General features: G+C 59.7%; 23 protein-coding genes. 10 read left to right on the top strand and 13 right to left on the bottom strand.

Annotated features, from left to right (window positions below; all coding sequences use genetic code 11):
• Positions 1 to 57 precede the first annotated feature (57 nt).
• The 3 genes from sucC (at position 58) to B2828_RS07715 (ending at position 2851) form a co-directional block, all read left to right on the top strand.
• Positions 58 to 1254: an ADP-forming succinate--CoA ligase subunit beta gene (gene sucC, locus B2828_RS07725; protein ID WP_479633135.1), complete on the top strand. Its 1197-nt coding sequence runs from the start codon at positions 58 to 60 to the stop codon at positions 1252 to 1254.
• Between the two features lie 29 nt (positions 1255 to 1283).
• Positions 1284 to 2201: a succinate--CoA ligase subunit alpha gene (gene sucD / locus B2828_RS07720; protein ID WP_479633134.1), complete on the top strand. Its 918-nt coding sequence runs from the start codon at positions 1284 to 1286 to the stop codon at positions 2199 to 2201.
• A 107-nt stretch (positions 2202 to 2308) separates the two neighbouring features.
• Positions 2309 to 2851, top strand: coding sequence for a DUF1003 domain-containing protein (locus B2828_RS07715; RefSeq protein ID WP_479633133.1), 543 nt, complete (start codon positions 2309 to 2311; stop codon positions 2849 to 2851).
• Positions 2852 to 3000: 149 nt separating this feature from the next.
• On the opposite strand, the gene B2828_RS07710 is transcribed toward B2828_RS07715, so the two are convergent.
• Positions 3001 to 3297, bottom strand: coding sequence for a hypothetical protein (locus tag B2828_RS07710; RefSeq protein WP_479633132.1), 297 nt, complete (start codon positions 3295 to 3297; stop codon positions 3001 to 3003).
• 251 nt (positions 3298 to 3548) lie between these two features.
• On the opposite strand from B2828_RS07710, the gene B2828_RS07705 reads away from it, so the two are divergent.
• Positions 3549 to 4676: a citrate/2-methylcitrate synthase gene (locus B2828_RS07705; RefSeq protein WP_479633131.1), complete on the top strand. Its 1128-nt coding sequence runs from the start codon at positions 3549 to 3551 to the stop codon at positions 4674 to 4676.
• Between the two features lie 154 nt (positions 4677 to 4830).
• On the opposite strand, the gene B2828_RS07700 is transcribed toward B2828_RS07705, so the two are convergent.
• Positions 4831 to 5799 (bottom strand): small ribosomal subunit Rsm22 family protein, encoded by a 969-nt coding sequence (locus B2828_RS07700; RefSeq protein WP_479633130.1) that lies wholly within the window; start codon positions 5797 to 5799, stop codon positions 4831 to 4833.
• Positions 5756 to 6982 (bottom strand): class I SAM-dependent methyltransferase, encoded by a 1227-nt coding sequence (locus B2828_RS07695; protein ID WP_479633129.1) that lies wholly within the window; start codon positions 6980 to 6982, stop codon positions 5756 to 5758. Before B2828_RS07695 ends, B2828_RS07700 begins: the two co-directional genes overlap by 44 nt.
• Positions 6983 to 7065: 83 nt before the next feature.
• Here B2828_RS07695 and B2828_RS07690 point away from each other — a divergent pair, with 83 nt between their 5' ends.
• The 4 genes from B2828_RS07690 to B2828_RS07675 all read left to right on the top strand — a co-directional run bounded on the left by B2828_RS07690 (position 7066) and on the right by B2828_RS07675 (position 11956).
• The gene (locus tag B2828_RS07690) at positions 7066 to 8931 is read left to right on the top strand and encodes an O-antigen ligase family protein (protein ID WP_479633128.1); all 1866 of its coding nucleotides are present in this window, start codon (positions 7066 to 7068) and stop codon (positions 8929 to 8931) included.
• Positions 8932 to 9011: 80 nt separating this feature from the next.
• Complete coding sequence (gene hisD, locus B2828_RS07685; RefSeq protein WP_479633127.1) at positions 9012 to 10298, top strand: histidinol dehydrogenase; 1287 nt, start codon at positions 9012 to 9014, stop codon at positions 10296 to 10298.
• A 42-nt stretch (positions 10299 to 10340) separates the two neighbouring features.
• Positions 10341 to 10970, top strand: coding sequence for a glycerol-3-phosphate 1-O-acyltransferase PlsY (gene plsY, locus B2828_RS07680; RefSeq protein ID WP_479633126.1), 630 nt, complete (start codon positions 10341 to 10343; stop codon positions 10968 to 10970).
• Positions 10967 to 11956, top strand: coding sequence for an NAD(P)H-dependent glycerol-3-phosphate dehydrogenase (locus B2828_RS07675; RefSeq protein WP_479633125.1), 990 nt, complete (start codon positions 10967 to 10969; stop codon positions 11954 to 11956). The genes plsY and B2828_RS07675 overlap by 4 nt, the downstream gene beginning before the upstream one ends.
• Before the next feature lie 159 nt (positions 11957 to 12115).
• On the opposite strand, the gene aroE is transcribed toward B2828_RS07675, so the two are convergent.
• Both aroE and ald read right to left on the bottom strand, forming a co-directional pair.
• Positions 12116 to 13051 carry a shikimate dehydrogenase gene (gene aroE, locus B2828_RS07670; protein WP_479633124.1) on the bottom strand — a complete coding sequence of 312 codons (936 nt, stop codon included), beginning with the start codon at positions 13049 to 13051 and terminating at the stop codon, positions 12116 to 12118.
• Between the two features lie 245 nt (positions 13052 to 13296).
• Entirely contained in the window at positions 13297 to 14421 is a 1125-nt protein-coding gene (ald, locus tag B2828_RS07665) for an alanine dehydrogenase (RefSeq protein ID WP_479633123.1), read from the bottom strand.
• A gap of 180 nt (positions 14422 to 14601) precedes the next feature.
• On the opposite strand from ald, the gene B2828_RS07660 reads away from it, so the two are divergent.
• Positions 14602 to 15348 (top strand): RNA polymerase sigma factor, encoded by a 747-nt coding sequence (locus tag B2828_RS07660; RefSeq protein WP_479633122.1) that lies wholly within the window; start codon positions 14602 to 14604, stop codon positions 15346 to 15348.
• A gap of 41 nt (positions 15349 to 15389) precedes the next feature.
• A complete protein-coding gene (locus B2828_RS07655) occupies positions 15390 to 17513 on the top strand; it encodes a protein kinase domain-containing protein (RefSeq protein ID WP_479633121.1) in 2124 nt (707 codons plus the stop codon).
• Between the two features lie 171 nt (positions 17514 to 17684).
• Here the strand turns inward: B2828_RS07655 and B2828_RS07650 are convergent, their stop codons facing one another.
• The 8 genes from B2828_RS07650 to B2828_RS07615 all read right to left on the bottom strand — a co-directional run bounded on the left by B2828_RS07650 (position 17685) and on the right by B2828_RS07615 (position 25561).
• On the bottom strand, positions 17685 to 19292 hold the full coding sequence (locus B2828_RS07650; RefSeq protein WP_479633120.1) for an ABC-F family ATP-binding cassette domain-containing protein: 1608 nt from the start codon (positions 19290 to 19292) through the stop codon (positions 17685 to 17687).
• Between the two features lie 1174 nt (positions 19293 to 20466).
• Positions 20467 to 21921, bottom strand: a complete 1455-nt coding sequence (locus B2828_RS07645; RefSeq protein ID WP_479633119.1) for a hypothetical protein — start codon at positions 21919 to 21921, stop codon at positions 20467 to 20469.
• 407 nt (positions 21922 to 22328) lie between these two features.
• Positions 22329 to 23111: a DUF932 domain-containing protein gene (locus B2828_RS07640; RefSeq protein WP_479633118.1), complete on the bottom strand. Its 783-nt coding sequence runs from the start codon at positions 23109 to 23111 to the stop codon at positions 22329 to 22331.
• A gap of 14 nt (positions 23112 to 23125) precedes the next feature.
• The gene (locus B2828_RS07635; RefSeq protein WP_479633117.1) at positions 23126 to 23434 is read right to left on the bottom strand and encodes a hypothetical protein; all 309 of its coding nucleotides are present in this window, start codon (positions 23432 to 23434) and stop codon (positions 23126 to 23128) included.
• A gap of 158 nt (positions 23435 to 23592) precedes the next feature.
• Positions 23593 to 23949, bottom strand: a complete 357-nt coding sequence (locus tag B2828_RS07630; protein WP_479633115.1) for a hypothetical protein — start codon at positions 23947 to 23949, stop codon at positions 23593 to 23595.
• Positions 23950 to 23968: 19 nt separating this feature from the next.
• Positions 23969 to 24217, bottom strand: a complete 249-nt coding sequence (locus B2828_RS07625) for a hypothetical protein (protein WP_479633114.1) — start codon at positions 24215 to 24217, stop codon at positions 23969 to 23971.
• 67 nt (positions 24218 to 24284) lie between these two features.
• On the bottom strand, positions 24285 to 24776 hold the full coding sequence (locus B2828_RS07620) for a hypothetical protein (protein WP_479633113.1): 492 nt from the start codon (positions 24774 to 24776) through the stop codon (positions 24285 to 24287).
• Positions 24777 to 24994: 218 nt separating this feature from the next.
• Positions 24995 to 25561 carry a hypothetical protein gene (locus B2828_RS07615; protein ID WP_479633112.1) on the bottom strand — a complete coding sequence of 189 codons (567 nt, stop codon included), beginning with the start codon at positions 25559 to 25561 and terminating at the stop codon, positions 24995 to 24997.
• Positions 25562 to 25614: the final 53 nt, after the last annotated feature.

Genomic DNA, 25614 nt, shown 5'->3' with positions numbered 1-25614 from the left:
CGCATGCCCCGCCCAGCCCCCGGGCCCGGTGAAGCGGCTCGTTTTTATCTATCATTTATGAACATTCACGAATATCAGGCGCGGGATTTGTTCGAAAAGTTTGGCGTCGCAGCGCCACGTGGCAAGATGGCAAGCACCCCCGAGGAAGCGGAGATCGCGGCCCGGGAGCTTGGAATTGAAAAGTTGGTGGTCAAAGCTCAGATCCACGCCGGAGGGCGCGGTAAGGGCACCTTCAAAAACGGTTACCAGGGTGGCGTTCATGCCGCCTCGACCCCGGCTGAAGTCAAAGAGATCGCCGCCAAGATGCTTGGCCAGACCCTCGTCACCCACCAGACCGGCCCCGCCGGCCGTGTCGTCCGCAAGGTCTACATCGCCGAAGCCGCTGGCATCGAAAAAGAACTCTACCTCGCCATCCTGCTCGACCGCGCCAAGAGCGCCCCGGTCATCATCGCCAGCACCGAAGGGGGCATGGACATCGAAGCCGTTGCGGCCAAGACCCCGGAGCGCATCTTCCGCGAACCGATCCACCCGCTGCTCGGCATCCAGCCCTACCAGGCTCGCAAACTGGCCCACGCCCTCGGCTTGAAGGGGCAGCAATTCTCCCAAGCCACGAAGTTGATCCAGGCCATGTACCGGCTCTTCGTCGCTGAGGACTGTTCGCTCGTCGAAGTCAACCCGCTCGTCGTCACGAAGGAGGGCAACGTGCTCGCCCTCGACGCCAAGTTCAACTTCGATGACAACGCCCTCTACCGCCACGCCGAAGTCGTCGCCCTGCGCGATGAGACCGAGGAAGACGCCCGCGAAGTCGAGGCCAGCAAATACGGCCTCAACTACATCGGGCTCGACGGCAACATCGCCTGCCTCGTCAACGGCGCAGGCCTGGCCATGGCCACGATGGATAACATCAAGTACTTCGGCGGAGAGCCCGCCAACTTCCTCGACGTCGGCGGCAGCGCCACCAAGGAAGCCGTCGCCGCGGCCTTCAAGATCATCCTTTCCGACAAACAGGTCGAAGGCATCCTGGTCAACATTTTCGGCGGCATCATGCGCTGCGACATCATCGCCGAGGGCATCATCGCCGCGGTGCAGGAAACCAAGCTCCCCGTGCCGCTCGTGGTTCGCCTCGAAGGCTCCAACGTGGAGATCGGCAAGAAACTGATCCTCGAAAGCAACCTGCCGGTCATCAGCGCCGACTCGCTCGCCGACGGAGCGCAGAAGATCGTCGCCGCCGTCAAAGAAGGGAAAGCGGCCTAACCTCGAAACATCCAACCATTCTTTGACCTATGTCTATTCTCGTTAAAACCGACACCAAGGTTCTCATTCAGGGCATCACCGGCGGATTCGGTTCCCGCCATGCCCAGCTCTCCCTGGACTACGGCACCCAAGTCGTCGCGGGCGTAACCCCCGGCAAGGGCGGCCTGCTCTTCGCCGACAAAGTGCCCGTCTTCGACACCGTCACCGAGGCGGTTACCGAAACCGGAGCCACCGTATCCGCCATCTTCGTTCCGCCCGCCTTCGCGGCCGACTCGATCCTGGAAGGCGTCGACGCTGGTCTCGATCTCGTCATCTGTATCACCGAGGGCATCCCGGTGGAAGACATGGTGCGCGTGAAAGCCGCCATGAAAGGCAGCAAGACCCGCCTCATCGGCCCGAACTGCCCCGGCATCGTCGTCCCCGGCGAAGGGGAAGGCTCGCATGGCGGCTGCCGCATCGGCATCGCCCCCGGCTACATCAATCACAAGGGCCACGTGGGCGTTGTCTCCCGTTCCGGCACCTTGACCTATGAGGCCGTCTGGCAGCTCACCAAGCTCGGCCTCGGCCAGAGCACGACTGTCGGCATCGGCGGCGACCCGGTCAACGGCACCTCGCACCTCGACGTCATCAAGATGTTCAACGACGATCCCGAAACCGAAGCCATCATCATGATCGGCGAAATCGGCGGGGCGGCGGAAGAAGAAGCCGCCGCGTGGATCAAGCAATACTGCAAGAAGCCCATCGCGGGCTTCATCGCCGGGGCCACCGCGCCTCCCGGACGCCGCATGGGCCACGCTGGCGCCATCGTCTCCGGCGGCAAGGGCACGGCGAAAGCCAAGATCGAAGCCATGCAAGACGCGGGCATCGCCATTGCGGAAACCCCTTCCGTCCTGGCCGAGACACTCGTCAAGCACATCGAAGCCCTGAAAAAAGCGGGCAAGCTTTAAACGCTTAAAAAACCAAAGAGCGGATGGCCGGAAACGGCTGTCCGCTCTTTTTTTTTGCGTCCACAATCGCGCTTGATTGCCATTGAGGATGAGTTCATAGGATTTCCATGACTTCCCAACCCGCCGTTTTGTCGAAACCCTCGCATCCACACCATCTGCGGTTTCACGCACCTTACGTCCATCTGCATTCCGTCTTTGGCGGCGATTGGTTCTCGCTCAAGGCCGAGGCGTTTGCCCGCTTTTTTGGCACCCCGGTGTTTTTGGTGGCTCAGACTGCGGTGGTGCTCCTCTGGATCGGGCTCAACGTCGCGGGGGTTACGAAATTTGACGTTTACCCGTTCATCCTCCTCAACCTTGCCTTCAGTCTTCAGTCGGCTTACGCGGCTCCGCTGATCCTTCTGGCCCAAACCCGGCAGGCCGACCGGGACAAAGCCCACATGGAAGCCGACGCGCAGCACCGCGAAGCCCTGGCGACGGCCAGCGAGGAGCGCCAGAAAGTCGCGGCAGCCCAGACCCAGCAACTGCTCGACCTGATGAAGGTCAACACCGAGCTGACCCAATTGACCAAGGAACTCAGCCAGAAAATCGAACAGCTTACCGCGGAAATGCATCGGCAGATGGTCCCGGGGGGACCGGCCGGGGAGGCTTGATCTCCTCTCGTGCCCAAACTCCATTTGGGCACGCACTTGAGCCCGCAACTCTATTGCGGCTATCTGAATTGCGGCAATGGAGTTGCCGCTACACTGGCGTTCCCAAATAGAGTTTGGGAACGAGGAAAACGGAATAAGGAACGCATCGGCTATTTCTTCCGCTCGGCTTCCATCCTGGCGATGATGTCCGTCAGGTGCGCGATGCTCTTGTGGGCATCCAGTAGCAGGGCCCGTAGGTCGATATCGGTAAACGCCGTCGTCTTTACTTTCGCCTCTGCGCTTTCCGGAGGTTTCTGGACCGCTTCTGTCAGAATCTGCACTGCCAACGCCTGAGCGTTAGGCAATTCCCGCCGCTCCGCTTCCTCTCTCAGCTTTTCAATAATCTTGCGATCAATTCGAACCTGAAATCTGTCGGTGTTTTTCCTTGGGGTGGACATTTTTGCCATTTTAAGAACTTTTCCTCCAATACAAACCGATCCGCGTTGACAATGTAGGCACAATGCTAGCAATATGTCTCCATCCTGAGAAGCCCGAGCCCAAAGCACGGCCAATGGGCGGCGGTGTTTCATCTCTGAACCGCCGCCGCCCTTCATCTTTTTCCTGAGTTGCTGAGTTCCTGATAAAACCCCTCATTTTGGGTATGATTTTGTGCCAAAAATCGGGTTGATTTTTAACAAAATAAGGTCAGCATGACGGTATGCCAGTAACCGCGAAAGGACTAGAGGGGATCGTCGCCAACAGCACCCGTCTGAGCGACGTCCAGGGCGATCAGGGGAAACTGATCTATGGGGGCTACGACATCAGCGAACTCGCGGGCAAGGCGACCTACGAAGAGGTGATCCACCTGCTTTGGCACGGCCACCTCCCCAATCGCAAAGAGCTCGCCGACCTGACCCAGAACCTCCGCAGCCGCCGCGAACTGCCGCTCGGCGTCGTCCGGTTCCTGACCCGCGCCCCGCGCAAGGCCAACCCGATGGACGTCATCCGGACAGCCGTTTCCATGCTCGGCCTCTACGACTCGGACCTGGAGGAGGACATCAACGTCGACAAAAACCGCATCAGGGCCTTCCACATCACGGCCAAGATCGGCGTCATCGCGGCTTATTTTCACCGGGCACGGCAGGGTAAGCCGCTGCCGCCGGTTCGCACCGACCTGAGCGAAGCCGCCCATTTCCTTTACCTCATTAACGGCGAGGAGGCCTCGCCCGAGACCGTCAAAACGCTGGATGTCGCCTTCGTGCTGCACGCTGACCATGGCATGAACGCCTCGACCTTCAGCGCGCGCGTGACCATCGCCACCTTGAGCGACATGTACAGCGCCATTACGTCCGCGATCGGCACGCTGAAAGGGCCGCTCCATGGCGGGGCGAATGAGGGGGTCATCCACATGCTCCAGGAGATCGGCAGCGAGGAGAACGTGGACGCCTGGGTGGACGAACAGCTCGCCGAGAAACGCAAAATCCTCGGCATCGGGCACCGCGTCTACAAAGTGCTCGACCCGCGCGCCCCCTTCCTGCGCGACATGGCCATTAAGCTGACCGACGAACTCGGCGAACCGAAGTGGATCCGGATGAGCGAGCGCATCGCCCAGCTTATGCGGGAGAAAAAGGGGCTGGAAGCGAACGTCGATTTCTACTCGGCCACGGTCTACCACTCGCTCGGCATCCCGACGGACCTTTTCACACCGATCTTCGCCATTGCGCGATGTGCCGGGTGGACGGCCCACGTCCTGGAGCAACTCGCCGACAACCGCCTCTACCGCCCGCTCTCGGAATACGTCGGCCCCGCGCCGGGGCTGAAGTTTATTCCCATTGAGGAGAGGTAAAGTCGTTGCGCAATTGGGGCAAATCCCCGATTCGCGACGGTGGGGGAATCTGGAGATTCCCGGAGAAAAGGGGCGTTACGAATCTGGAGATTCGTAACGAGGAAAAACGGGCAACCCTTTTGAGCTTTTTGCGCCTTTTTGCGGCTAGACTAATCTAGAACACCCGCTCCCCGCCCACGATTTTGTCCCCTTCCCGCTCCCAGCGATAGAGCGAACCGGGGTCTTTTTTCAGCTCCTTGTAGAGCTCGCCGGAGTCGCGTTTTTGCTGGGTCAGCTCGCGGACGCCGTCGGCCTGGCAGCTCAGGACCTTGGCAAAGCCTTTGTACATGCGCGGCTCACCGATGACGCGAGCTTCCCGGAAATCGCGCGCCGGTTCGGCCCGGCGGTCGAGGACAAGGAAGCTGAACGGGACACGCCCCAAGTCGAGGTCGAGCGTTTGCGCGAATTTCCCCCAGCCCGGGTCGGTGTGGACTTCGGAGGGGACTCGCGCCAGGTGGTGGCACCAGTGGCGTTCGTTGCCGGGGGCCAGGATGCCGCAGGCCGCCGCGTGGGTGCAGGGGGCGACGGCGTGGAAGCCGCTCCCCAGCAAGCGCTCGCGCAGGGCGCACAACCGGCGGCTGACCTCGTGCGTGCCGGGCTCGACCCACAGGATCGCCGTGGCCTTCGCCGCCGTGGCAAGCAGGGCTTCAAGGACGTTCGGGGGCAGTTCGTTGAGGACATGGCTCACGACCAGCAACCCCGCGTCGCCGCCTCCGCCCACCTCTACGGTGACGTCGGGAAAGGCTTCCCGGGCCTTCGTGGCCGCGAAGCGCCGGGCCGGGCCGGAGCGATCGGTGAGGACGAGCCGATCAAACACCCCGGGCCATGCCGAAAGCACGCGGCGGCTGGCGACGCCGGTACCGCAGCCCCAGTCGAGCACGCCCCCGGAGGGCGGGGTCCAGCCGCGCAGGCGCAGCTCGGCGAGGAGGGTGTCCCACTTCCAGCCGATCCGCTCGGCGAAGGTGAAGTCGTAGCTGGCCAGTTCGCTGTGCGAACCCCAGTAGTCGGCCCGGTCGGCGGTTTCCGCGTTGTCGCCAAACTCAAGGAACCGCGCCCGAAGCCGCCGCAGGGCGTTCCAGTTCACGTCGGCCCAGGAGAAGGGTTTCGAGAAATTGATGTTCGATTCCATAAAAAGCTTTCAGCCGCGCTATGCGGCGGTCGAGATCGGCGACGGCGGCGGGCGCGAGCGGCGTTTCGCGCCGGGTGGCGATCAGCATGACGTTTTTGGCCGTGTGTTCCAGCGAAACGAATTCGCCCACGCGCACGCGGTAGCCTTCGCGCTCCAGGAGCAGGGCTCGCAGCGCGTCGGTGGCCATTTCGGCATGGCGTTCGGCGAACAGGCCGTGGCGCAGGAGGTCTTCCAGCGGCCCGGCTTGGCGCGCGGCGTCGACCTGGGGGCGCAGTTCCTTGTGGCAGCAGGGGGCGGTGAGAATGATCCGCGCCCCGGCGGTGATCCCGGCGAAAAGGGCGTCGTCGGTGGCGGTGTTGCAGGCGTGGAGGGCGATAAGGCAATCCAGCCCCGGGGCGACGGCGTATTCGGCAATGTTACTGGCCACGAACCGGAGCCCCTCCATGCCGCATTCCCCGGCGACCCGGTTGCACAAGCCAACGAGGTCTGGCCGCGTCTCGACGCCCGTTGCCTCGACGGCCAGCTTTTCCACGCGGCGGAAATAATCGTAGGCCGCAAAGGTGAGGTAGCCCTTGCCGCAGCCCATATCGCAAAAGGTGAACGGCCCGCCGTGCCCGGCTCCGGCGGATTCTTTGTACGCGGATGCCAGCAGATCCACGAAGCGCTCAATCTGCCGGAACTTATCCCCCATGCGCTCGCGCACACGGCCCCGGGCGTCAGTCACCTCCAGGGCTTTCAGGTATGCGGCGTTGGCGTCCACCCAGCGGATCGGGGCCCGGTCGTGCTCCAACGCGGCGGGGGCGTGCGTTTGGGGGATGACTTTCAGGCGCGGCTTGCGGCCGAGTTCGAGCTGGGCCTCCTCGGTTTGCGTCACCAAGTGGGCGCTTAGGAATTCGCCCCCCAGCTTCTGAGCTACGTCCCGGAGGACTTCGGGGAAGTCGTAATTTTTCGTCACGTCGCGCCGCTCATACCGGCTCACCACGCTGCAACAGAGCCGCCCCTTAATCGTCACGGGCTTGAAAAGGAGCTTGCGCGGCGCATCAGGACCTCCGGTGGGATGCCCGAGGGTCATCTTGACGAAAAGGCCCGCTTCCACGCTCTTTTGTAACAGAGCAAGCCATTCGGTGAGCGGATTCATCACCAAATCTTCACCTTTCTTTCACCATTGAGCAAGAACCCACAGTTGCACAAGGGCGATTCTTTTGACAAACTCTTCCCCGCGTGAACTTTGTCCTCTTCCTGATCCTCACGGTAGCGATGGTTGCGATCCAATGCCTCATTGGGGGGACGCGCCTGGCTTGTGCTCTTGGCCCTTACGCGCTCATCGGCGGCGCGGCGTTGTTTTCCTTGAACGGCATCCGGCGGGCTTGCATCAAGCCTTCCGTCTGGTGCGTGGGGTCGGCGCTGTTGCTCTTTGCCTATGTCCTGGGGCGGGCGGCTTTCTCTCCCTCGCCCTACCTGGCGCGGACTGATGTCCTCATGGCCATGGCTGGGATGTCCGTCTACCTCATCACTGCGATCTACCTCTGCCAGCCCCGGTTCCGCACCGGCCTGGCGCTGGCGCTCTGCGTCGTGACGACCGTGCAGGTCTTTGTCGGGGCCATCCAGTTCACCGACGGCACCGGGTACATGCTCTTTGGGTACACCCGGCCGGAGATTTTCGGCATCGAGGCGAGCGGGCTCTTTACTAACCCGAGCCACCTGGCGGCTTATCTGGAGATCGCGGGCCTCTTCGCGGCGAGCTACACCATCTGGGGGCGCTACCACCTTCCGATGAAATTCTTCATCGGCTACCTGCTGCTCGTGTGCATCGGCGGGCTGGCCATTACGGGAAGCAAGGCCGGGTACCTCGGGGCCGTCACGGGCCTGCTGGTTTTCGCCGCCATTTCCGTCTGGGTGGTGCACCTTTACCGCGACGCGCAGTTCCCGCTGGCGCTCATTGGCTCGGCCATCCTGGTCATCGCGCTGCTGGGCAGCACGGTCTGGATGATGAAGTCGAGCCTGAAGCTCGCCGAACGCATGGCACAGATCAGCCGGGTGGAGAAAGACGTTCGCAAATACCACTGGGCGGCGGCGCTCGACCAAATCAAGACCGAGCCCATCGTGGGCACCGGCGTCGAAACCCACCCCGGCTTCCAGCGCCTTTTTCGCCGCGCCCCGGTGCAGACCGACGCGACCAACACTCACTCAGATTACCTGGAGATCCTGGCCCAGTACGGCGCGCTCGGCGGCGCGCTCGTGGCTTTTTTTCTGGTAACCCACATCATCTCCGGGTTCCTCAATATTAAAGACGTCGTGGCGCGGCGGCTGATGAACACCTTCGGCCCGCCCAAGACCAACTCGCTCGCGCTGACCGTGGCGGCGCTCTCCGCCACCATCGCGCTGCTGGTCCACAGCGCCTTTGACTCGACCCTTCACACCCCGGCCAACATTCTCCTGTGGGGATTCGTCTTCGGCGTCCTCTCCAACGCCGGGCTCAACAAAGAATCGCAAGTGGCTCCCGGAAAACGGACGCTCGCCTTGAGGGGTGCCCTGGGGGCCCTCGGAACCGTGTTGCTGGCCGCCTCCGCCTACTGGTTCCATGCCGAACGGCTCACGGAAAAGGCCACCGAGGCCTTTGAACGCCACCATTACACCCATGCCGCCGCGATCGCGCAGCGGGCCATCAAATCCGAGCCCGCAAACCCGGAAAATTACTATATCTCCGGCGAATCGCTCCGCAACCTGGCCCTCCAGGCCCCAGCGGAAGGGCGCGAGAAGCTGCTCCAGGAAGCCATTGACGCTTTCCGCGAGGGGCTGAAGCGCTCCCCGGACAATGAAAACCTCTGGATTCGCCTCGGCCAGGCGCTCGACGCCACGGGCCAGCACGAAGCCGCCGAAGAGGCCTTTGTCCAGGGCATCGCAACGGACCCGAACCTGGGCGTTCTCTACAGCTACTACGCCGAGCACCTCCGCCTCGCGGGCGACCTGGACGGCGCGCTGGAGTGCGCCACCACGGCCAAAAAGCTGATGGGCCCCTCGCGCAAACTGACCGAACTCGACGACCCGCTGCCGATCCTGACCCACGGCGCGCCCCCGGTGCGATAGCCTCGCGCCAGGGAGGAAAAAGGGGCCCCGTGCCGAAGCGCTTGACGGCACCCCGCGCAAACCCCTAGATTTTCCCTTCCATGCGCACCCTGCGATTCACCGATACCGACTACCCCGACGCCATCCGTTTCCTAGACCGCCACGCGGAACCGAGCGCGGAAGTCCATTCCACCGTCGCGGAAATCGTCGCGCGCATCCGCAAGGAAGGCGACCAAGCGCTCTTTGAGCTGACCCGCAAATTCGGCGGCCCCGAGCTGACCGGCGCGACCGTCCGCGTGAGCGAAGCCGAGCTGGCCGCCGCCGTGGGCCGCGTTTCCGAGGAAACCAAGCAGGCCATCGCCACCTCGCACCTCAACGTCAAGACCTTCGCGGAAAAGAGCCGCCGCGTCGACTGGTCCGCCAAGAACGCCCAGGGCGTGCAGGTGGGCGAACGCTTTGACCCATTCCAGCGCGTGGGCGTCTACGTCCCCGGCGGCACGGCCCCGCTCGTCTCCACAGCGGTCATGACCTGCACGCTGGCCCAGGTGGCCGGAGTGCCAGAGATCGTCGTCGCCACCCCAGCGGGCCCGGACGGCAAGGTCAACGACGCGCTCCTCTTCGCGCTCCAGCTCACCGGAGCCACTGAAATTTACAAAGTCGGCGGCGCTCAGGCCGTGGCCGCGCTGGCCTTTGGCACGGAGTCGATCCGCCCCGTGGCCAAGATTTACGGCCCCGGCAACGCCTACGTGGTGGAAGCCAAGCGCCAGGTTTTCGGACGCGTGGCGGTGGACTTGCTCCCAGGGCCGAGCGAAATCTTCATCATCGCCGACCAGAGCGCCAACGCGGCCTGGGTGGCGGCCGATCTGCTGGCCCAGGCCGAGCACGGGCACAATAGCCTGGTCATTTTCGCCACCGACTCTGGTGCGCTGCTGGAAAAAGTGGCTGCGGAGGTCGAGGCACAGGCAGCCAAGCTCTCGCGGGTGACGCACCTGCGCGAAGTCCTCGACACGAGCACCTACCTGCTCCAGGTAAAAGACATCGACGAGGCCGTGGCACTCTGCAACGCGTTTGCTCCCGAGCACGCCTCGGTGGTTACGGCCGACGACGACGGCGTGGCGGCCCGGCTGCGCACGGCGGGCGCGATTTTCCTTGGCGGCTACTCCCCGGTTTCCGGCGGCGACTTCGTGGCCGGGCCCTCGCACGAACTGCCCACGGGCGGCGCGGGCAAGTCGTTCCCCGGCCTTACGGTGGACCAGTTCCAGCGCCGCACCAGCCTCGTGCGCTTCGACGCCGAGTCGCTGCGCGCTTCGCTGCCGGTCATCCAGACCTTTGCCAACGTGGAAGGTCTCGACGCCCACGGGCGTTCCGCCGCCATCCGGCTCGAATAGTTGCGGCAATCCCACCCCCCCGCGTTTTCAAACCACCCTCGCATGTTTCTTCTTATCGTTCTTTTTGTCGGCTATCTCTTCGGTTCTTTCCCGTCGGGGTATGTGGTCGGGAAGTGCAAGGGCATCGATATCCGCCAGCACGGCAGCGGAAACATTGGGGCCACCAACGTAGTTCGCACGATGGGCAAAAAGTGGGGCGTGCTAGTCTTCGCTCTGGATGTGTTGAAAGGCATCTTGGGCGTCCGCATCGCCATCGCCGTCTTTTCACCGGCGGCCAACTTGGTCAACGAAGCAGGCCTGCCCCTCGACCAGTACCTGGGCATCACGGCTGGGTTCGGCTGCTTTCTGGGCCACTGCTTCCCGGTCTGGCTCGGGTTCAAGGGCGGCAAAGGGGTGGCGGTGGGCGCGGGAATTTTGATCGGCCTGCTGCCACTGACCGCCGTCATCGGCCTGATCATCTGGGCCATCTGCTTCCAAGCCAGCCGTTACGTTTCGCTGGCCTCCATCATCGCCGCCATCTCACTGCCGATCACCACCCGGCTGCTCCAGGGGTACCTTTCCCCCCTCTTCTGGTTCACACTGATTCTCGCCCTCATCGCCATCTGGCGTCACCGGGGGAATATGCAGCGCCTGCTAGCTGGCACTGAAAGCCGATTCGAACGTAAAAAATGAATCCTGTAGCCGTCATCGGAGCGGGGGGCTGGGGAACCGCTCTCGCCAATCTCATGGCCTCCAAAGGCCGCACCGTCTCTCTCTGGGGCTATGAGCCCAAGCTGATCGAAGCGCTCCGGGAAACGCGCGTAAACACCCCGTTCCTGCCCAGCGTGCGCCTGCACGACGCGGTGAACCCGACCGCCAACATGGCCGAGGCCGTGGACGGGGCGGATCTCATCCTGGTGGTCCCCCCCTCAAAGGGAATGCGCGGAGTGGCCGCAGGGCTCGCCAAGGTCAACCCGCGCGGAGTGCTGGTTTCCTTCACCAAGGGCATCGAGCAAGGCACGGGGCTGCGCATGAGCGAGATTTTACGCGAAGCGCTGCCGCAGAGCCCCCTCGGCGTACTTTCCGGCCCCAGCCATGCGGAGGAAGTGGCCATCAATATGCCAACGGCGGTGGTGCTCGGCTGCGAGGACTCTGATCTGGCCGCCCGCGTGCAGCTCGAACTCAACGGCCCGACCTTCCGGGTCTACACGAGCACCGATCTGCCCGGCATCGAGCTGGGCGGGGCGCTCAAAAACATTTTCGCGATTGCCGCCGGGGTAAGCGACGGCCTCGGCTTTGGCGACAACAGCAAGGCGGCCCTCGTGACACGAGCGCTGGTGGAGTTGATCCGCATCGGCACGGCGCTGGGGGGCCGCAAGGCGACCTTCCGGGGCCTGAGCGGCATCGGCGACCTGATGGTGACCTGTTTCTCGCGCCACAGCCGCAACCGGGCCGTGGGCGAGCGCGTCGGCAAGGGCGAGACGCTTGAGCAGATTGCGGGGTCCATGCAGATGGTAGCCGAGGGCGTTCCGACGGCCTTGAGCGCCTACGAGTGCGCCCGCAAGCACGGGGTGGAAACGCCGATCATTGACGCGGTTTACGGGCTTCTCTACGAGGGGAAAAAGCCCGCCGAGGTGCTCACGGAGATTCTTTCCCGCGAGCCAAAGCCGGAGGATTGATCCAGCTTATACGACTTTCATAGTCAAACGCCACTAAACGGCCACTCTATAAAAAATATTTCACGCAAAGACGCAAAGGCGCAAAGAAGAAACGCACCTGCCTTCTTTGCGCCTTTGCGGCTTTGCGTGAGACTTAATGCCTTTTATCTGTAAATCGTATTACAGGTGTTTCGCCTGCTCCATCGCCGCTTTCATCACTTCGACGGGGGCTTCGCGCTCGAACCAAAGCTCAAACGATCCCACGCCCTGGTAGAGTAGCATGGAGGCTCCGTTGGCCCCGCGTGCGCCGACGGACTGCGCATCGGCCAGAAGCGGGGTGAGCTGGGCGGTGTAGATGGTATCGTAAACCAGCAGGTTCGCCTGGAGAATGGAGGCGGGGAGCACGGAGGGATCGGTGCGCTTCATGCCGCAGGAGGTGGCGTTGATGACCAAGTCTGTGTTGGCCAGTTGGCGGGCCAGCTCTTTTTCCTCCCACGGGACGGCTTCCAGGCGGCGCGCGGGGCCAAAGACGCGCGGGTCTTTAAAATATGGGGCTAGCTCGGCCGCCACTTGTTGGGCTTTCTCGAAGGTGCGGTTGACGAGCACGAGCCGCTGGCAATTCTCGATGGCACACTGGGCGGAGATGGCCCGGCCCGCGCCGCCGCCCGCCCCCAGGACCATGACGCGCAGGTCCCGCAGGTCGACGCCGAACTCGGCGCGCACGGCCCGCAGCAGGCCAGGGCCGTCGGTGTTAAAGCCGCTCATCCGGCCGTCCTCGCCGACAACGACGGTGTTGACCACGCCGATCTTGCGCGCATGGTCGTCCACGGTATCGAGCAGGCCCAGCACGGCGGCTTTGTGGGGGATGGTGAAATTCGCGCCGATGAACCCGGCTTTGGGCAGCAGAGAAAGGGCCTCGGGCAGTTCCTCCGGGTGGATGTGGAGGCGGCAGTAGCGCGCGGGGATGCCGCAGGCTTCGAGGGCGGCATTGTGCATCTGGGGCGAGAGGGAGTGGGCCACGGGGTCGCCAAAGACGGCCAGGCGGATGGGAAGGGCCTCCCCGGCGGTGGCGTTTTTCCAGTCGCGCAAATCTTCGAGGGTATAAACCGGTTTCATCGTTCTTGGGGGGCCCATCACGAAGGATTTGCGGCGGCAAGTCAAGGGAGGAAAGCCGCCTACGATTCTGCCGGAGGGGGAGCGGAGCCTAGTTATACGATTTATACAGACAAATCTCACGCAAAGCCGCAAAGGCGCAAAGAGGAGATGCATTCGACTCCTTTGCGCCTTTGCGCCTTTGCGGCTTTGCGTGAAATATTTTTACTGGAGAAGCCATTTAGTGGCGTTTGAATAGGTAATTCGTATTACTCCACCCGGGGCACCACTTCCTCCCACGGTTTGGAGGGAAGCCCGAGCGCCTCGCCCACGGGCAGGTAGGTTAGCACGCCGTTGCAGACGTTGAGCCCCCGGGCCAGCGCCTCGTCCTCGCGCACGGCCCTCACCCAGCCCTTGTCCGCCAGCGTCGCCGCGTAGGGCAGCGTGGCGTTGGTCAGTGCAAGGGTGGAGGTGCGGGCGACGGCCCCGGGCATGTTGCCCACACAGTAGTGAATGACGCCGTCGACGACGTAAACCGGGTCGCTGTGCTTGGTGGCGTGCGAGGTTTCGAAACAGCCGCCCTGGTCGATGGCTACGTCCACCAGGACCGAGCCGCGCTTCATCACCCCGAGCATCTCGCGCGTGATGAGTTTCGGCGCTTTGGCCCCGGGGATGAGCACCGCACCGATGACCAGGTCGGCATGCCGGAGCAGTTCGCGGATGGTCAGCGGGTTGGACATGATAAGCTTGCAGTTGGCGGGCATGACGTCGCTCAGGTAGCGCAGGCGGTCGAGATTCGCGTCCACCAGGGTGACATCGGCACCCAAGCCGCAGGCCATTTTCGCCGCGTTCGTGCCGACAATGCCGCCGCCGATGATGAGCACCCGCGCCGGTTCCACCCCGGGAACGCCCCCCAGGAGCACGCCGCGGCCCCCCTCGGCCATTTCGAGGTACTTCGCCCCCTCCTGCACGGCCATGCGCCCGGCCACCTCGCTCATTGGCTGGAGCAGCGGCAGGCGGTGGTCGTCGGTCTGGATGGTCTCGTAGGCGATGGCCACGCAGCCGCTGGCCAGGAGCGCGCGGGTCTGGGCTTCGTCGGCGGCCAGGTGAAGGTAGGTAAAGACGATCTGCCCAGGGCGCAGAAAGGCGTACTCGGGCGGCATGATCTCCTTGACGTGCATGACCATCTCCGAGCGGGCGTAGATCTCGGCGGGATCGGCCACCAGCGCGGCCCCCGCCCCCCGATATTCGTCGTCCTCGAAGCCCGAGCCGACTCCGGCTCCCGTTTGAACCAGCAGGATATGTCCCTGGCGCACCAGGGCATCCACCCCGCCGGGGGTCATGGCGACCCGGTTTTCCTCGGCTTTGATCTCCTTGAGAATTCCAATAATCATAGCGTCTGCTCCTGTTGCGGATTGTACCAACATAGCACAATGCACGCCGGGGGCCATGCCTTCGTCCTATTGACGCCTCGGAGAGCTGAGGCAAAGGCTCCGGTAATTCGCTGGCAGGCGGGGGCAAATGTTGTATAACGCGCGAAGCGTTTCGTTTTTCAGCCACGGAGAGCCTCCCTCATGCCATTGAGCCATTCCACTGCTTCGCCTTCCCCCACCCCCAGCCTCTTCGCCGCGACGCGCTGGACGGTCGTGCTCGCGGCGGCGGGCCATGGGCAGGGAACGGGCTCCCGAGCCTTGGCCGAGCTGTGCCAAAGCTACTGGCCGCCGCTTTTCGCGTATATCCGCTGGCGGGGCTATGATATTCCGCAAGCGGAGGACCTTACCCAGGCGTTCTTCGAGCAGTTATTGCAGGGCAACGGGCTGGGCTCTGTGAACCCCGCGAAGGGAAAGTTCCGCTCATTCCTGCTCGCTTCGCTCAAACATTTCCTGGCCAATGAATGGGACCGGGCGCAGGCGTTGAAACGCGGGGGCGGCATCCCGCTGATTGCCTTTGACGCGATTCCGCTGGAAAAGCGCCAGCGCATTGAGCCCACCGACGATCTTTCCCCCGACAAGGCGTTTGAGCGGCAATGGGCGCTGACGCTGTTGGACCAGGCCCTTTCCCGGCTGCGGAGGGAATACACCCTGGCGGGCAAGGAGCCGCTCTTCGAGGCGCTCAAAGGCTGCCTCACCGGCGATGGCCCAGCCGAATCCCAGGCCCAGATAGCCGCTTCTATTGGGATGAGCGAGGGAGCGGTAAAAGTGGCCGTTCACCGGCTGCGGAAACGCTACCGGGAGGTGCTGCGGGAGGACATCGCGCAGACGGTGGGCACTCCGGGAGAGGTGGAAGAGGAACTCCGCCAACTTTTCGCCGCATTCCGCTGATTTTTTTGTAACCTCTGGCGCGTTTTGCTTTTTCCATCGGTATGAATGATGAAAAACAGTGCCCCCAATGTGGCGCGAACCTCCCCAGCGAAACGCCCGAGGGCCTTTGCCCGGCGTGTTTGTTGCAGCGCGGCATGGAGACCCAAACCGCCGGGACCGGGGGAACTCCCGAGATCCCCTCGCCCACGCCGGAAGCGCTGGCGGGCTATTTTCCGCAGCTCGAGATCGTGGACCTGCTGGGGCGCGGCGGCATGGGGGCGGTTTACAAGGCCCGGCACAAGGGGCTGGACCGCTGGGTGGCTCTGAAGATCCTCCCGGCGGCGCAGCGCAACCCGGCGTTTGCCGAACGCTTTTCCCGGGAAGCGCGGGCCCTCGCCCGGCTCGACCACCCGAACATCGTTGCGGTTCATGACTCCGGGGAGGTGAATGGGCTCTTCTATTTCATCATGGAATACGTGGACGGCGCGAACCTCCGGCAGGTTTTAGCCGCGGGGGGCATCGCTCCGGCCCAGGCGCTGGCCATCGTCCCGCAAATATGCGATGCGCTTCAATATGCGCATAACCAGGGCATCGTTCACCGCGACATCAAGCCGGAGAACATCCTCATCGACAAGGCGGGCCGGGTGAAAATCGCCGACTTCGGCATCGCGAAAATCGTGGGCCGCGAAGCGCGGGACTTCACGCTGACCCGCGCGGAAGACGTAATGGGCACGCCCGCCTACATGGCCCCGGAACAGGTGGAACGCCCCAACGAGGTCGATCACCGGGCGGATATTTATTCCCTGGGCGTTGTCTTTTACCAGATGCTCACGGGCGAGCTGCCGCTGGGCCGCTTTGCGCCGCCCTCGCGCAAAGTCCGCGTGGATGTGCGCCTGGATGAAGTGGTGCTCAGGGCGTTGGAAAAAGAGCCGGAGCGGCGTTATCAGCAAGCCGGGGAGGTCAAAACGGAGGTGGAGACGATCGCGGGGACGCGGCAAGCTGGGGAAGGAAAGGCGCCTTCGGACGCTTCCACCACAGAGGCTCCGAGGCCGGATTCGCAGCAACCGTGGAGAAGGCGGATCTGGCCGCCGCTTGTCGGGCAACGCAACGGTCAGCGGGTCATTCACTGGCTGGCCGTAGCGATGTGCGGCCTGAGAGGTTTGCTCGTTCTTCTGATCCTTTGCATCGCCTTCAATGGCGTTATGATTGATAGCAACGAACGTTTTCTTTCGGCATGGGCTTATTTCGAGGTGGGGGTTCTGCTGCTCTCTCTTTTTTTGGTGATTCGCCTGTTGCAAGGCTGGGCATTACCTTTGGCGCAGCTTGCCAGTCTGGATAAATGCGCCTCGGGCCGCTCCATAACATGGGTCTTGTCCATCGTCATGATTTGCGCAGTTCTTGCGGCGTTAACGCGGCTTTTCTTCCTTGCTCCCTACCGGGTGCCAACCGATGCCGCACTCCCGGAAATCCCCCGTGGCAGCCAGCTTCTGGTCTTTAAGCTGGGACGCAAGTTTGTTCCCGGTGATTTCGTAGCCTATCGGCAGGGGCGCGAGGTACGGGTTGCCCGCGTGGCACAAGCTCCCGCCCACGGGATGCTGCAAATCGCGCGGCATAACGAACCGCTTCAGGAGATTCTTGTCTCCAGTGTGATCGGCAAGGTGATTCTCAACACCCGGCCCGAACGCTTGGCGACTCCCGCTAATACAGCTCAGACCGAGACAGCCGCACACGCTGGGGCCATATCAGATCATATTATCAACGAGATTCAGCCGGATGCGCCAGCATCAACAGCTCCCAAGCCTTCGCCGGTCCCTGCCGCCCCGAGCGGTGATATGAAAACCCGCGCTGTGGCCTTTGTCGATCTCCTCGCCAAGGGGGACTTCGCCAAGGCGAGGGCGGAGTTCGACGCCACGATGAGCAGCGCGATGTCGGAACCCATGCTCGGCAACGTCTGGGCGCAGTTAGGCGCGGGCGGAGGAAAATACCTGGGGCATGGCTCTCCCCGGCAGGAAATCTTTCAAGAATACATCATCACCTATGTCCCCTGCCGCTGGGAACGAATGCAGGTGGATCTGAAAATCGTGTACAACCGGGCGGGAAAAGTAAGCGGCCTTTGGGTCGTGCCCGCCGGGTCGTCCATCTTTGCCCCCTCGCCAACGCCGACGCCCCAGCCGGAACAAAAATAACGCTCCCTAGGTAGTATCGGCACGAGATGCGCATGGCAGCCACAAAGGATTTTTGATGCCGTTTTGTGGTTATTTTTGAGGGCAATATTAGTGAATACTGACCCAAAAATAGCTGCAAAACGGCGCAAAAAGCCGAAGTGGATGCCGTTGTGGCTCTTGTGACGACACTACCTAGTTTGCGGTCAGGGCCGCGCGGTCGTTGGTGGCACCGGATTTCTCAAGGTAGTAGTCGTATCCGCCGGGATAGGGATAAAGCTGGCCCGAGTGGACGTGGATGACTTTCGTGGCCAGTTGGCGGATGAAATGCACATCGTGAGAGATGAAAATCAGGGTGCCTTCGTAGCAGGAAAGCGCGAGGATGAGCGATTCGACGCTGTGGATATCGAGGTGGGTCGTGGGCTCGTCCATGAGGAGGATGTTGGGCGGGTCCACGAGGAATTTGATGAGATTGAGTCGGCTTTTCTCGCCGCCGCTCAAGACGCCGGTTTTTTTGTAGATCTCGTCTTTGCGGAAAAGGAACGAGCCGAGCACCCCTCGGGCTTCGTCTTCGCGGATCTCCGGGGCGCTGTCCATGACTTCTTCGAGGACGGTTTTGTTGGCGTCGAGGGTGTCGGCCCGGTGCTGGCTAAAGTAGCCGATCTTGGCGTTGTGGCCCAGTTTGCGTTCGCCTTTCTGGAACTCGACGACTCCGGCGAGGATTTTGAGCAGGGTCGATTTTCCCGCGCCGTTGGGGCCCACAAGCACGGTGCGTTCGCCCCGTTCGATGGTGAGGTCAACGCCCTGGTAGACGGAGTGCGTGCCGTAGGCCATGTGGATACTATCCAGTGTGATGGCTCGCTGGCCGCCGCGAGGAGGCTGCGGGATGTGGAAGCGAAAGGGTTTGCGTGGGGGGAGCGGTTTTTCGAGTTTGTTGATCCGCTCGATCTGCTTGAGCTTGCTCATGGCCTGCGAGGCTTTGGAAGCGACGGAGCGGAAGCGGTCGACGAATTCCTGCAAGGCGCGGATTTCCTTTTGCTGGTTGTTATAGGCGGCGAGCTGCTGCTCGTAGTTCGCCTCGCGCTGGCGCAGGAAGTCCGAATAGTTGCCGGTGTAGGAAATGAGCTGCGTTTCGTTGATTTCGTAGACGGTCTCGATGAGTTCGTCCATGAACTGGCGGTCGTGGGAAATAAGGAGGATGGCACCGGAATAGGTTTTGAGGTAATCCTGGAGCCAGAGGAGGGAGAGGAGGTCGAGGTGGTTGGTCGGCTCATCGAGGAGCAGGAGATCGGGCTCCATCACGAGCAAGCGGGCCAGATGGGCGCGCATGACCCAGCCGCCGCTCATCTCGCGGGCACGGCGGCCGAACTGATCCTCGTGGTACCCGAGGCCGTGGAGGATTTTCTTGGCCTTCGCCTCCACCTGGGGGTCGTTGAGGGCGTCGTGCTTGGCATGGGCTTCCATGTATTCCGGGGTGTCGACCGTGCCCGCTTCTTCGAGTTCTTTGAGGCGGCACTCCAGAGCGGCGAGTTCACCCGCGCGGCCGGTCGCAACGTCGAGCACCGTTTCGTCGCCAACGGCTTCGCCCTCCTGGGGAAGATAGCCGACCATGGTCCATTCGTCGCGGTCGACGGTTCCGGAATCGGGCTCGTCGTTGCGCAGAATGAGCCCGAAAAGGGTTGATTTACCCGCGCCATTGGGGCCGACCAATGCCACGCGCTCTCCATAGTTGACTTGCATGGAGGCGTTTTCAAAGAGCGTACGGCCCCCGACGGTTTTTTTGAGATCGCGAATGGTGAGCATGGAAACTTGTGTTGGCGGCCCCTTCGATAACGGTAGAGCGCGCATTGCGCCAGAAAAAGAATGCCGCGCTCCAGAGATTGGCCTGAATTTCGCAGAGAGCCGGGCTGCGTTCATTCGCGCTCAAGCGACCTCGCTCGCCAGGAGTGGAGCGGATGGAGGTTTGCGGAAGTTCCTCAGCGAGAAGAACTGCGCCCGTCAGGAGTCGAACCTGAAACCTTCTGATTCGTAGTCAGAGCAGTAAATTTTTATAAGAAATTGTTGTTAAGCATCTTACAAAATTCGTAAATTCATATTGAGGCACGCTTACGTGTCTCGGCGATGATTTTCCCAAGCGAAAACCGGCTGGCTAAACCCCTGAAAATTCGTGTGTGTTGAGTTCAACAATTGCGGGCTGAGCGGAAAAAAGTAAAGGCGGACATTCTTCTTTACCTCGACCTTTTAGGTATACCTCTTGGAGAAGCTTCATTCTCACCAAAATCAGGCACTCCTGGACCATGTCCCAGGTACGGGTGGCTAAAAAACGGGCTTTATAGGAGGTTGGGTTTTCGTGTGCCTGCTCGGCTCAATAGGCCAGCGCAAAACAAGATTGCCTTCTGTCTGGAGGACCATCACAGTTCCAAAGGATGAAAATCACGATCGAAAGGGATGGACAACGATTTGGGCCATATACAGAGGCAGATGCCCGCGAGTATCTAAGAACTGGTAGACTCAAATCCTACGATCTTGCCTACGGTGGAAAGGCTACAGGATGGGTCACCCTTTCGAAATTGCTGGACTCCCCCGCCTCTAGTAATTTTGCTGCGCCGCCTCCGCCATCATCGAGCCAGATTAGTTCTGAGATTCCAAAAATCGTTACCGTTATCGGATCTGTTCTGCTGTGCCTTGGTGCATTCACTCCAGTGGGCAGTATCCCCGTTCTCGGAGGGATCAATTTCATTTCGCTAGGCTGGCCATCATACGTCGTCCTTGCTCTCGCCGTGGTCTCTATAGGGTTTGCTCTCGCGAATATTCCAAAGCTCCTATGGGTGTCCGGCACTGCAACCTCTGTCGTTCTGATGCTGGTTCTCGTTTCCTTTCTTCTCAAACAAAGCGATGCCCGAGCGGCGATGCGAGATAACTGGTTCGGTCCATTGCGCATGGGTGCTCAACGAAAGTGTCGTCAATGCAGCTCTTGCTATTTTGACTTTGGGATGTATTGCACAGCCTGTTTGAATGCCGCCGTTATTCCAAGGCGATCCAAAGTGCCTTGAGGAGCAGCCAACATTAAATCTAAGGCTCGCTGTAAATAAATGTTGGTCGATTTCAATCTCAGGCTGTGCGCCAATTGGCGCAGTCGTTGGTCACATTTGGTTCGGTCCAATGGAGTTGCAAATTCCGTATCGAAAAACAGATGCGCAAATTCTATGGTTTCAGATTCACTAAATGCGGCAATATAATGCGTATAATACGGGAGCGCACCCTCGTCGACTCCTTCGCGATAACCATATCCGTTACCAACGAAACAGGTCGCGATCACTTTAACCCAAAGTGCCCTAGCTGCGCGCGGAACAGCACCGCTCACCGGTAGCGATTCACCTAATACTTTCGCGTGCGCATATTCGTTGTAGAAATTGTTCGTGTCGTAGTGAACTGTCTTCAGCGTGCCCAGTTTGTCAATCAACTCTCCCGCAAGGCTATCTTCGTCCTTGTAACTATTTCCGCATACTATGTTTAAGAACTCAGCAGTAGCGTCTTTTCGGGGAATGTCCGCGTTCTTGCGGTAAACACCAAACCTCGCACCAATTTCGTATTTTCGATCTTCTGATGCGACCAACCAAACAGCCCTTGCCATTTGAGCGATGTTCGATTTGGTTTGTGGTAACTGTCGGAGGTCGATGTAGATTCCGAAGAGCGTCCAGAGAAGATCGTCAATCCGCTCCACGCTAAGGTGCGCTATATCTTGGCAGATTATCGGTATGTCGCTAGCTGGAATCGCTTGGGATCGAATGTTTTCAAGCAGTTGCTTTACTTGGATGACCGAGTGGTCAGGCTTTGCTGTAATCGCGTAACGCAGACAGTTTGTGAGCCAACCAACCAACTCAAATCCGTCTATTTCGTTTTGGTTCGGGTGCGCTGAACTTGCGTGATTTCGCATGTAATTGACATGCTCCAATCTTTTATGGTTCACGTCCGACAACAGACCAATGCGTCGACACGCTTCCAGCAGATCGTGATCAGCTACCTGCTCCAAATCTTCCACTGTCTGAAAGTTCTTATTTCGGGAACTGATCTTCTCGGCTACGGAGAAAAAGTATCCCAAATCAAAACGCGCAACCATGGAGCGAAGAGCTGCCATTGTCTCGTTCCAGAGGTCCGTTAAAGCGCCATTGAAAAGTCCGACTGACGCAGCGACTGCAAAACGAGTAAGATAAAATGCCTTTTGTCGCTCGGAGTAAGAGAGAGGCTCAAGCGCACTTTCGAGAGACGCGATTACTTTGCGTCTCTCCTCGATTGGAGAAAGCACATTCTCAGTAGGGAGACCTAAGGTAGCGAGGTAGCCAGCCATTGCTGGACTGAACGCTTCGATCGAACTCGCCAGTTCAGAGGGCATGCGTATCGCCAGTTGATTTGATTTTTCGGATTCAGCCATGAATTAGATTTGTTTTTGGGAGGAAGGTCACACCCGAAACTTTCCACACGGGTATATCGGAACCGGAAGAAAGTTCTGTTTGCAAGCCAAAAGTTACCCCGGGGTTCTACCGGACGGCGTAAACCAACGAGCAGATCGCTGGTAAAGCCAGTAGGACAACATTCGCTCTGGATGCGACTGCCTGAACATTCGCTCAAGAACGACTCCAGCTCGAAGGCCATAAACCTTTTTACACTGCGAGCATGGCGACTTTCAGCCAATGACATCGGCCAAAGCCGATTTTCAACCGTTGCAAACCTGAGTGGGAATGATTCAATCTTCCTTCATGGCGCGACGTAAGAGCACCGATACCGCAGAGGACAGCTAAAGAAAAGGGTCTCCAATGAATGGAAGCCCTTCTCTTTGAATCAATTCCTACCAAACGCCAGCCCCACATGGCTGTCCATCAGCCCGTGTAGGGCTTCAGTACGTTTGGGAAGAACCGCAAGGTCTCCCTCCTTCAAAGCCTCAGTGAAGGCGTTAAATAGGGACCAGACGTTGCGCTCATGGAACTGCTCGTATTTGGACTCGCGCCATTCGTGGAGGATGGCAGGGACCATACGGGATGTGCATGCTCCAACATCCGTGGCGCGGATGATGAGGTCATGGGCGTCACGATCCTTCAGGGCCGTGTTCCGGTAGGCATCAATGCGGTTATCCTGATCATGCCATTTATCGAGCAACCGGCCTATGGCTTGTTGCACGAGGAATGGCAAATCACGTGTGATGAACCGGGTGTGTTTCCGGGCGATTTTTACTTCGCCTGAGAAGGCCAGGTTATCGCAGCAGAACACGGAGGAACCAGCCACAATTCCCGCAGGGAATGTTTTATCGTGGCTGTTGCGTAATCCCAGCACCCAGCAATAGTCCGCATCCGTGGCGCGTCCTTTGACCTCCATGAGACCGAAGTAACGCATGCCGTCATGACTCAAGCTGTGGGCCTGGGTGCCGATGGTGAGGCGGTTACTTTTAAGCGTATGTTCGACACGCTGGATGAGCTCCATGTGCGGGATGGGTGTCCATGTATCCGTTGGAAATGGGGTGACGACCTTTTGCACGGCGCGGCGTGATACAGCTTTTGCTCCGCAATGGAGGAGCAGGTTGGGGTGTCTCGTGGTTAAGGCAGGTATAGGTTCGAGTATGTTGACCATAGTTTTTCTTTTGTTTAGTTTTCGGGTTCGATGAAGCGGTTGCCGAAGAGGGCGTAGGCCGCTGTTTCTACGTGTTCGATGGTGATGACGACCATGCAGTGCTCGGCGATGTAGTCGAGCACCTTGGCGCATTCTTCCTTGGTAATGGCGAGCCGCAATTCCTTTGCAGCCTTTTCGATGGTGGTGATGTCTCCGGCATGGACGAACAGATCGTATTCAAACCGTTCTTCCAATAACTGGAGAGCGATTTGCCTTGTAGGGAATGAATACGTCAGTGCTTGGACAATCCGGTCGAATACCGGCGTGTTCCTTGATTTGGCCATGATGGGCCTCCTTTCTTTTAGCTGGTGCAGAAGTGCAATGAATGCAATTTGCAGTAATTGCAGCAGTGCATCTGGTACAAGTGCAGAGGTGCAGCAGCAGCACACCTTAAGTGCTGCTGCACCAACTGCACGGGATTACTGTTAATTTTCCTTTTTCATCAGCGGATCGCTTTGACGATCTTGATGCTGATCCAAATGACGCACGTTGCCATGAGCGCAAAGATCGGGAAAATGATGAGTTTCCCCGCAATGCTAACCAGCATTTGCAACCCAAGCGCCAGTTTGCATAAGGCATAGGTGACGATGGGTAGAACCAGAAATGCCGGTATGGCAAGCCATGCCGCAAGGTGCGTGTTGTTGCGCAGCCATTCCCTCACTTGTCCATTGGGCGAGATCCAAAATTCGATGGATAATATCGAATATCGAATCACTTCCGCTGAACGTTGCAAGGGCTCCAATTCCTCAATCTTGGGATCGATGGACGGCTGGTTAATTGGCGCAGGTTTCCACTGCACTTTGCACCGCTGCCACCAATTATTGGGAGGGGTTTGCATGTTTTCGTGCTCTGCTCCCAATGATGGTTCCCGTGATGAGGGTGAAAACAGCGCTGATGCCCAAGACAAAGGCAATGCCTTGCCAATGACTTGTTTCATGCCGCTGTTGATCCAGTTGTTGCTGGAGTTCGATGCGGCGCTCTTTCTCGCCGTTATCCAGCCAGCTTGCCCTCACCGTCGATACGCTAAGCGTAAGGACAGCCAGGGCCAGGATGATGTGCTTTTTCATAGGGCTCCTTTCGTTAATGCAAAAAAGCCAGCGTTCCCATGGGATAGACTGGCTTGAATTGCACGGTTCAGGCTCTGCTCCTCTCGCGGTAACGACTGTGAGCGCTCGGTTTTCTGCCGTAGAGATCAAGTACGTCCTCAATCAACGAGGAGGCTTGGGTACGGCTTAATGAAAGCACACCAATACCGAACATCTGTTGGGCCATTTGCTCGATATCCTGCTTGCTGGCATGGTTATCCCGCACCACCTTCTGGATGAGCGCGAGTTGTTTTTCCGTGATAGGAGCCGTCTCAGCATTTGAAGGGCTTTGACGGTCGTTTACGGCGCGGGAATGACCATTTCCATTGGTCAGGCCATACGCTGGATCGGCAGGCATCCATCCTACTTGCTGGATTTCATGATCAACGGAGTCCTGGGTGAGTGCATAGAGGCGTTTTACCTCGGTTGTTACCTGTGATACGTCGGCAATCTCGACCTGGAGACTGACCGCGCAACTGTGACTGCTAAAGTTGGGCAGTCCCAGCTTCTTCGAATAGGTCATCTGCAATAATACTGCCATTGGGATGCTTCCTTTCTGTGTTTGGGCACAAAAAAACCGCCAAGATGGCGGCAGTTTTGTACGGATGAGTTGATTTTTAGCCGCTCAGCGGGTTTGCCGAGGGTTAATGCATGGGTTTCACTATATTATACCTGTTTCTGGGCGAATTTTTCAGACAGGGGGCATATGCAACCCTGTGGAAATATTTCCATGACCTGTCTTGGCCATTGAACCCGAAATTACGGCCTTCGCATCAAGCCAGATTCACTTTTGGAGAACGTTGGGCAACTGCAATTCTTGATGGTGAGCACCTTGAAAGCCGCACCCTGAATTTTTCCATCCACTTCGATAAAATCCCCCGCTTTGATGACCTGATCCCATTGGGATTCTGTCTTATATAACGTACCACTGGGTAATTTCCGAGTAGTGACGACCTTCAAATAGAGGGTGTTCCCTTCCACCTTTCCCACCAGCCGATTACTTTCCTGGATTTGCGGGATGCTAACGACTGATCTGACGGGTACTTGCGGAAAACTGATGATTTCCGCCCTGATTTGAACATTATTTTGGGCAATGAAGCAGACCACACCAAATGCGGTGCTGTTGGTGGCTGATTTTTCAATGTTTGCGACCGTTCCCTTGAGAATAACGTCTCGTCCGGACATCATCTGGATGGAACCGCTGACGACTGCTTCCCCAAGTTCATCGACCGTGGTGATAATGACCGGCTTATTTTCCGCTTTTGCCACGACTCCCATGCCGAGAAACATTAGCGCCGCTAAAATGTAGTTGATGGTAGTTTTCATTCTCCCTGCTATACCCGCTTTTGCGTGAACTCTGTCATGGGGGGAGTTGGTTA

The sequence above is a fragment of the Spartobacteria bacterium UBA695 genome (assembly GCA_002298145.1).
GTDB lineage: Bacteria > Verrucomicrobiota > Verrucomicrobiia > Chthoniobacterales > Chthoniobacteraceae > UBA695.
Note: the sequence above shows the minus strand (reverse complement) of the source record. Positions and strands in the feature narration are given on the sequence as shown.

Coding starts and splice junctions, on each gene's coding strand:
- B2828_RS07675 (WP_479633125.1), top strand. CDS start 10,967: ATGAATCCTGTAGCCGTCATCGGAGCGGGGGGCTGGGGAACCGCTCTC.
- B2828_RS07645 (WP_479633119.1), bottom strand. CDS start 21,921: ATGGCTGAATCCGAAAAATCAAATCAACTGGCGATACGCATGCCCTCT.
- B2828_RS07710 (WP_479633132.1), bottom strand. CDS start 3,297: ATGGCAAAAATGTCCACCCCAAGGAAAAACACCGACAGATTTCAGGTT.
- B2828_RS07650 (WP_479633120.1), bottom strand. CDS start 19,292: ATGCTCACCATTCGCGATCTCAAAAAAACCGTCGGGGGCCGTACGCTC.
- B2828_RS07705 (WP_479633131.1), top strand. CDS start 3,549: ATGCCAGTAACCGCGAAAGGACTAGAGGGGATCGTCGCCAACAGCACC.
- B2828_RS07695 (WP_479633129.1), bottom strand. CDS start 6,982: ATGAATCCGCTCACCGAATGGCTTGCTCTGTTACAAAAGAGCGTGGAA.
- B2828_RS07660 (WP_479633122.1), top strand. CDS start 14,602: ATGCCATTGAGCCATTCCACTGCTTCGCCTTCCCCCACCCCCAGCCTC.
- B2828_RS07620 (WP_479633113.1), bottom strand. CDS start 24,776: ATGGCAGTATTATTGCAGATGACCTATTCGAAGAAGCTGGGACTGCCC.
- sucC (WP_479633135.1), top strand. CDS start 58: ATGAACATTCACGAATATCAGGCGCGGGATTTGTTCGAAAAGTTTGGC.
- B2828_RS07715 (WP_479633133.1), top strand. CDS start 2,309: ATGACTTCCCAACCCGCCGTTTTGTCGAAACCCTCGCATCCACACCAT.
- hisD (WP_479633127.1), top strand. CDS start 9,012: ATGCGCACCCTGCGATTCACCGATACCGACTACCCCGACGCCATCCGT.
- B2828_RS07655 (WP_479633121.1), top strand. CDS start 15,390: ATGAATGATGAAAAACAGTGCCCCCAATGTGGCGCGAACCTCCCCAGC.
- B2828_RS07625 (WP_479633114.1), bottom strand. CDS start 24,217: ATGAAAAAGCACATCATCCTGGCCCTGGCTGTCCTTACGCTTAGCGTA.
- B2828_RS07615 (WP_479633112.1), bottom strand. CDS start 25,561: ATGAAAACTACCATCAACTACATTTTAGCGGCGCTAATGTTTCTCGGC.
- ald (WP_479633123.1), bottom strand. CDS start 14,421: ATGATTATTGGAATTCTCAAGGAGATCAAAGCCGAGGAAAACCGGGTC.
- sucD (WP_479633134.1), top strand. CDS start 1,284: ATGTCTATTCTCGTTAAAACCGACACCAAGGTTCTCATTCAGGGCATC.
- B2828_RS07635 (WP_479633117.1), bottom strand. CDS start 23,434: ATGGCCAAATCAAGGAACACGCCGGTATTCGACCGGATTGTCCAAGCA.
- aroE (WP_479633124.1), bottom strand. CDS start 13,051: ATGAAACCGGTTTATACCCTCGAAGATTTGCGCGACTGGAAAAACGCC.
- B2828_RS07640 (WP_479633118.1), bottom strand. CDS start 23,111: ATGGTCAACATACTCGAACCTATACCTGCCTTAACCACGAGACACCCC.
- plsY (WP_479633126.1), top strand. CDS start 10,341: ATGTTTCTTCTTATCGTTCTTTTTGTCGGCTATCTCTTCGGTTCTTTC.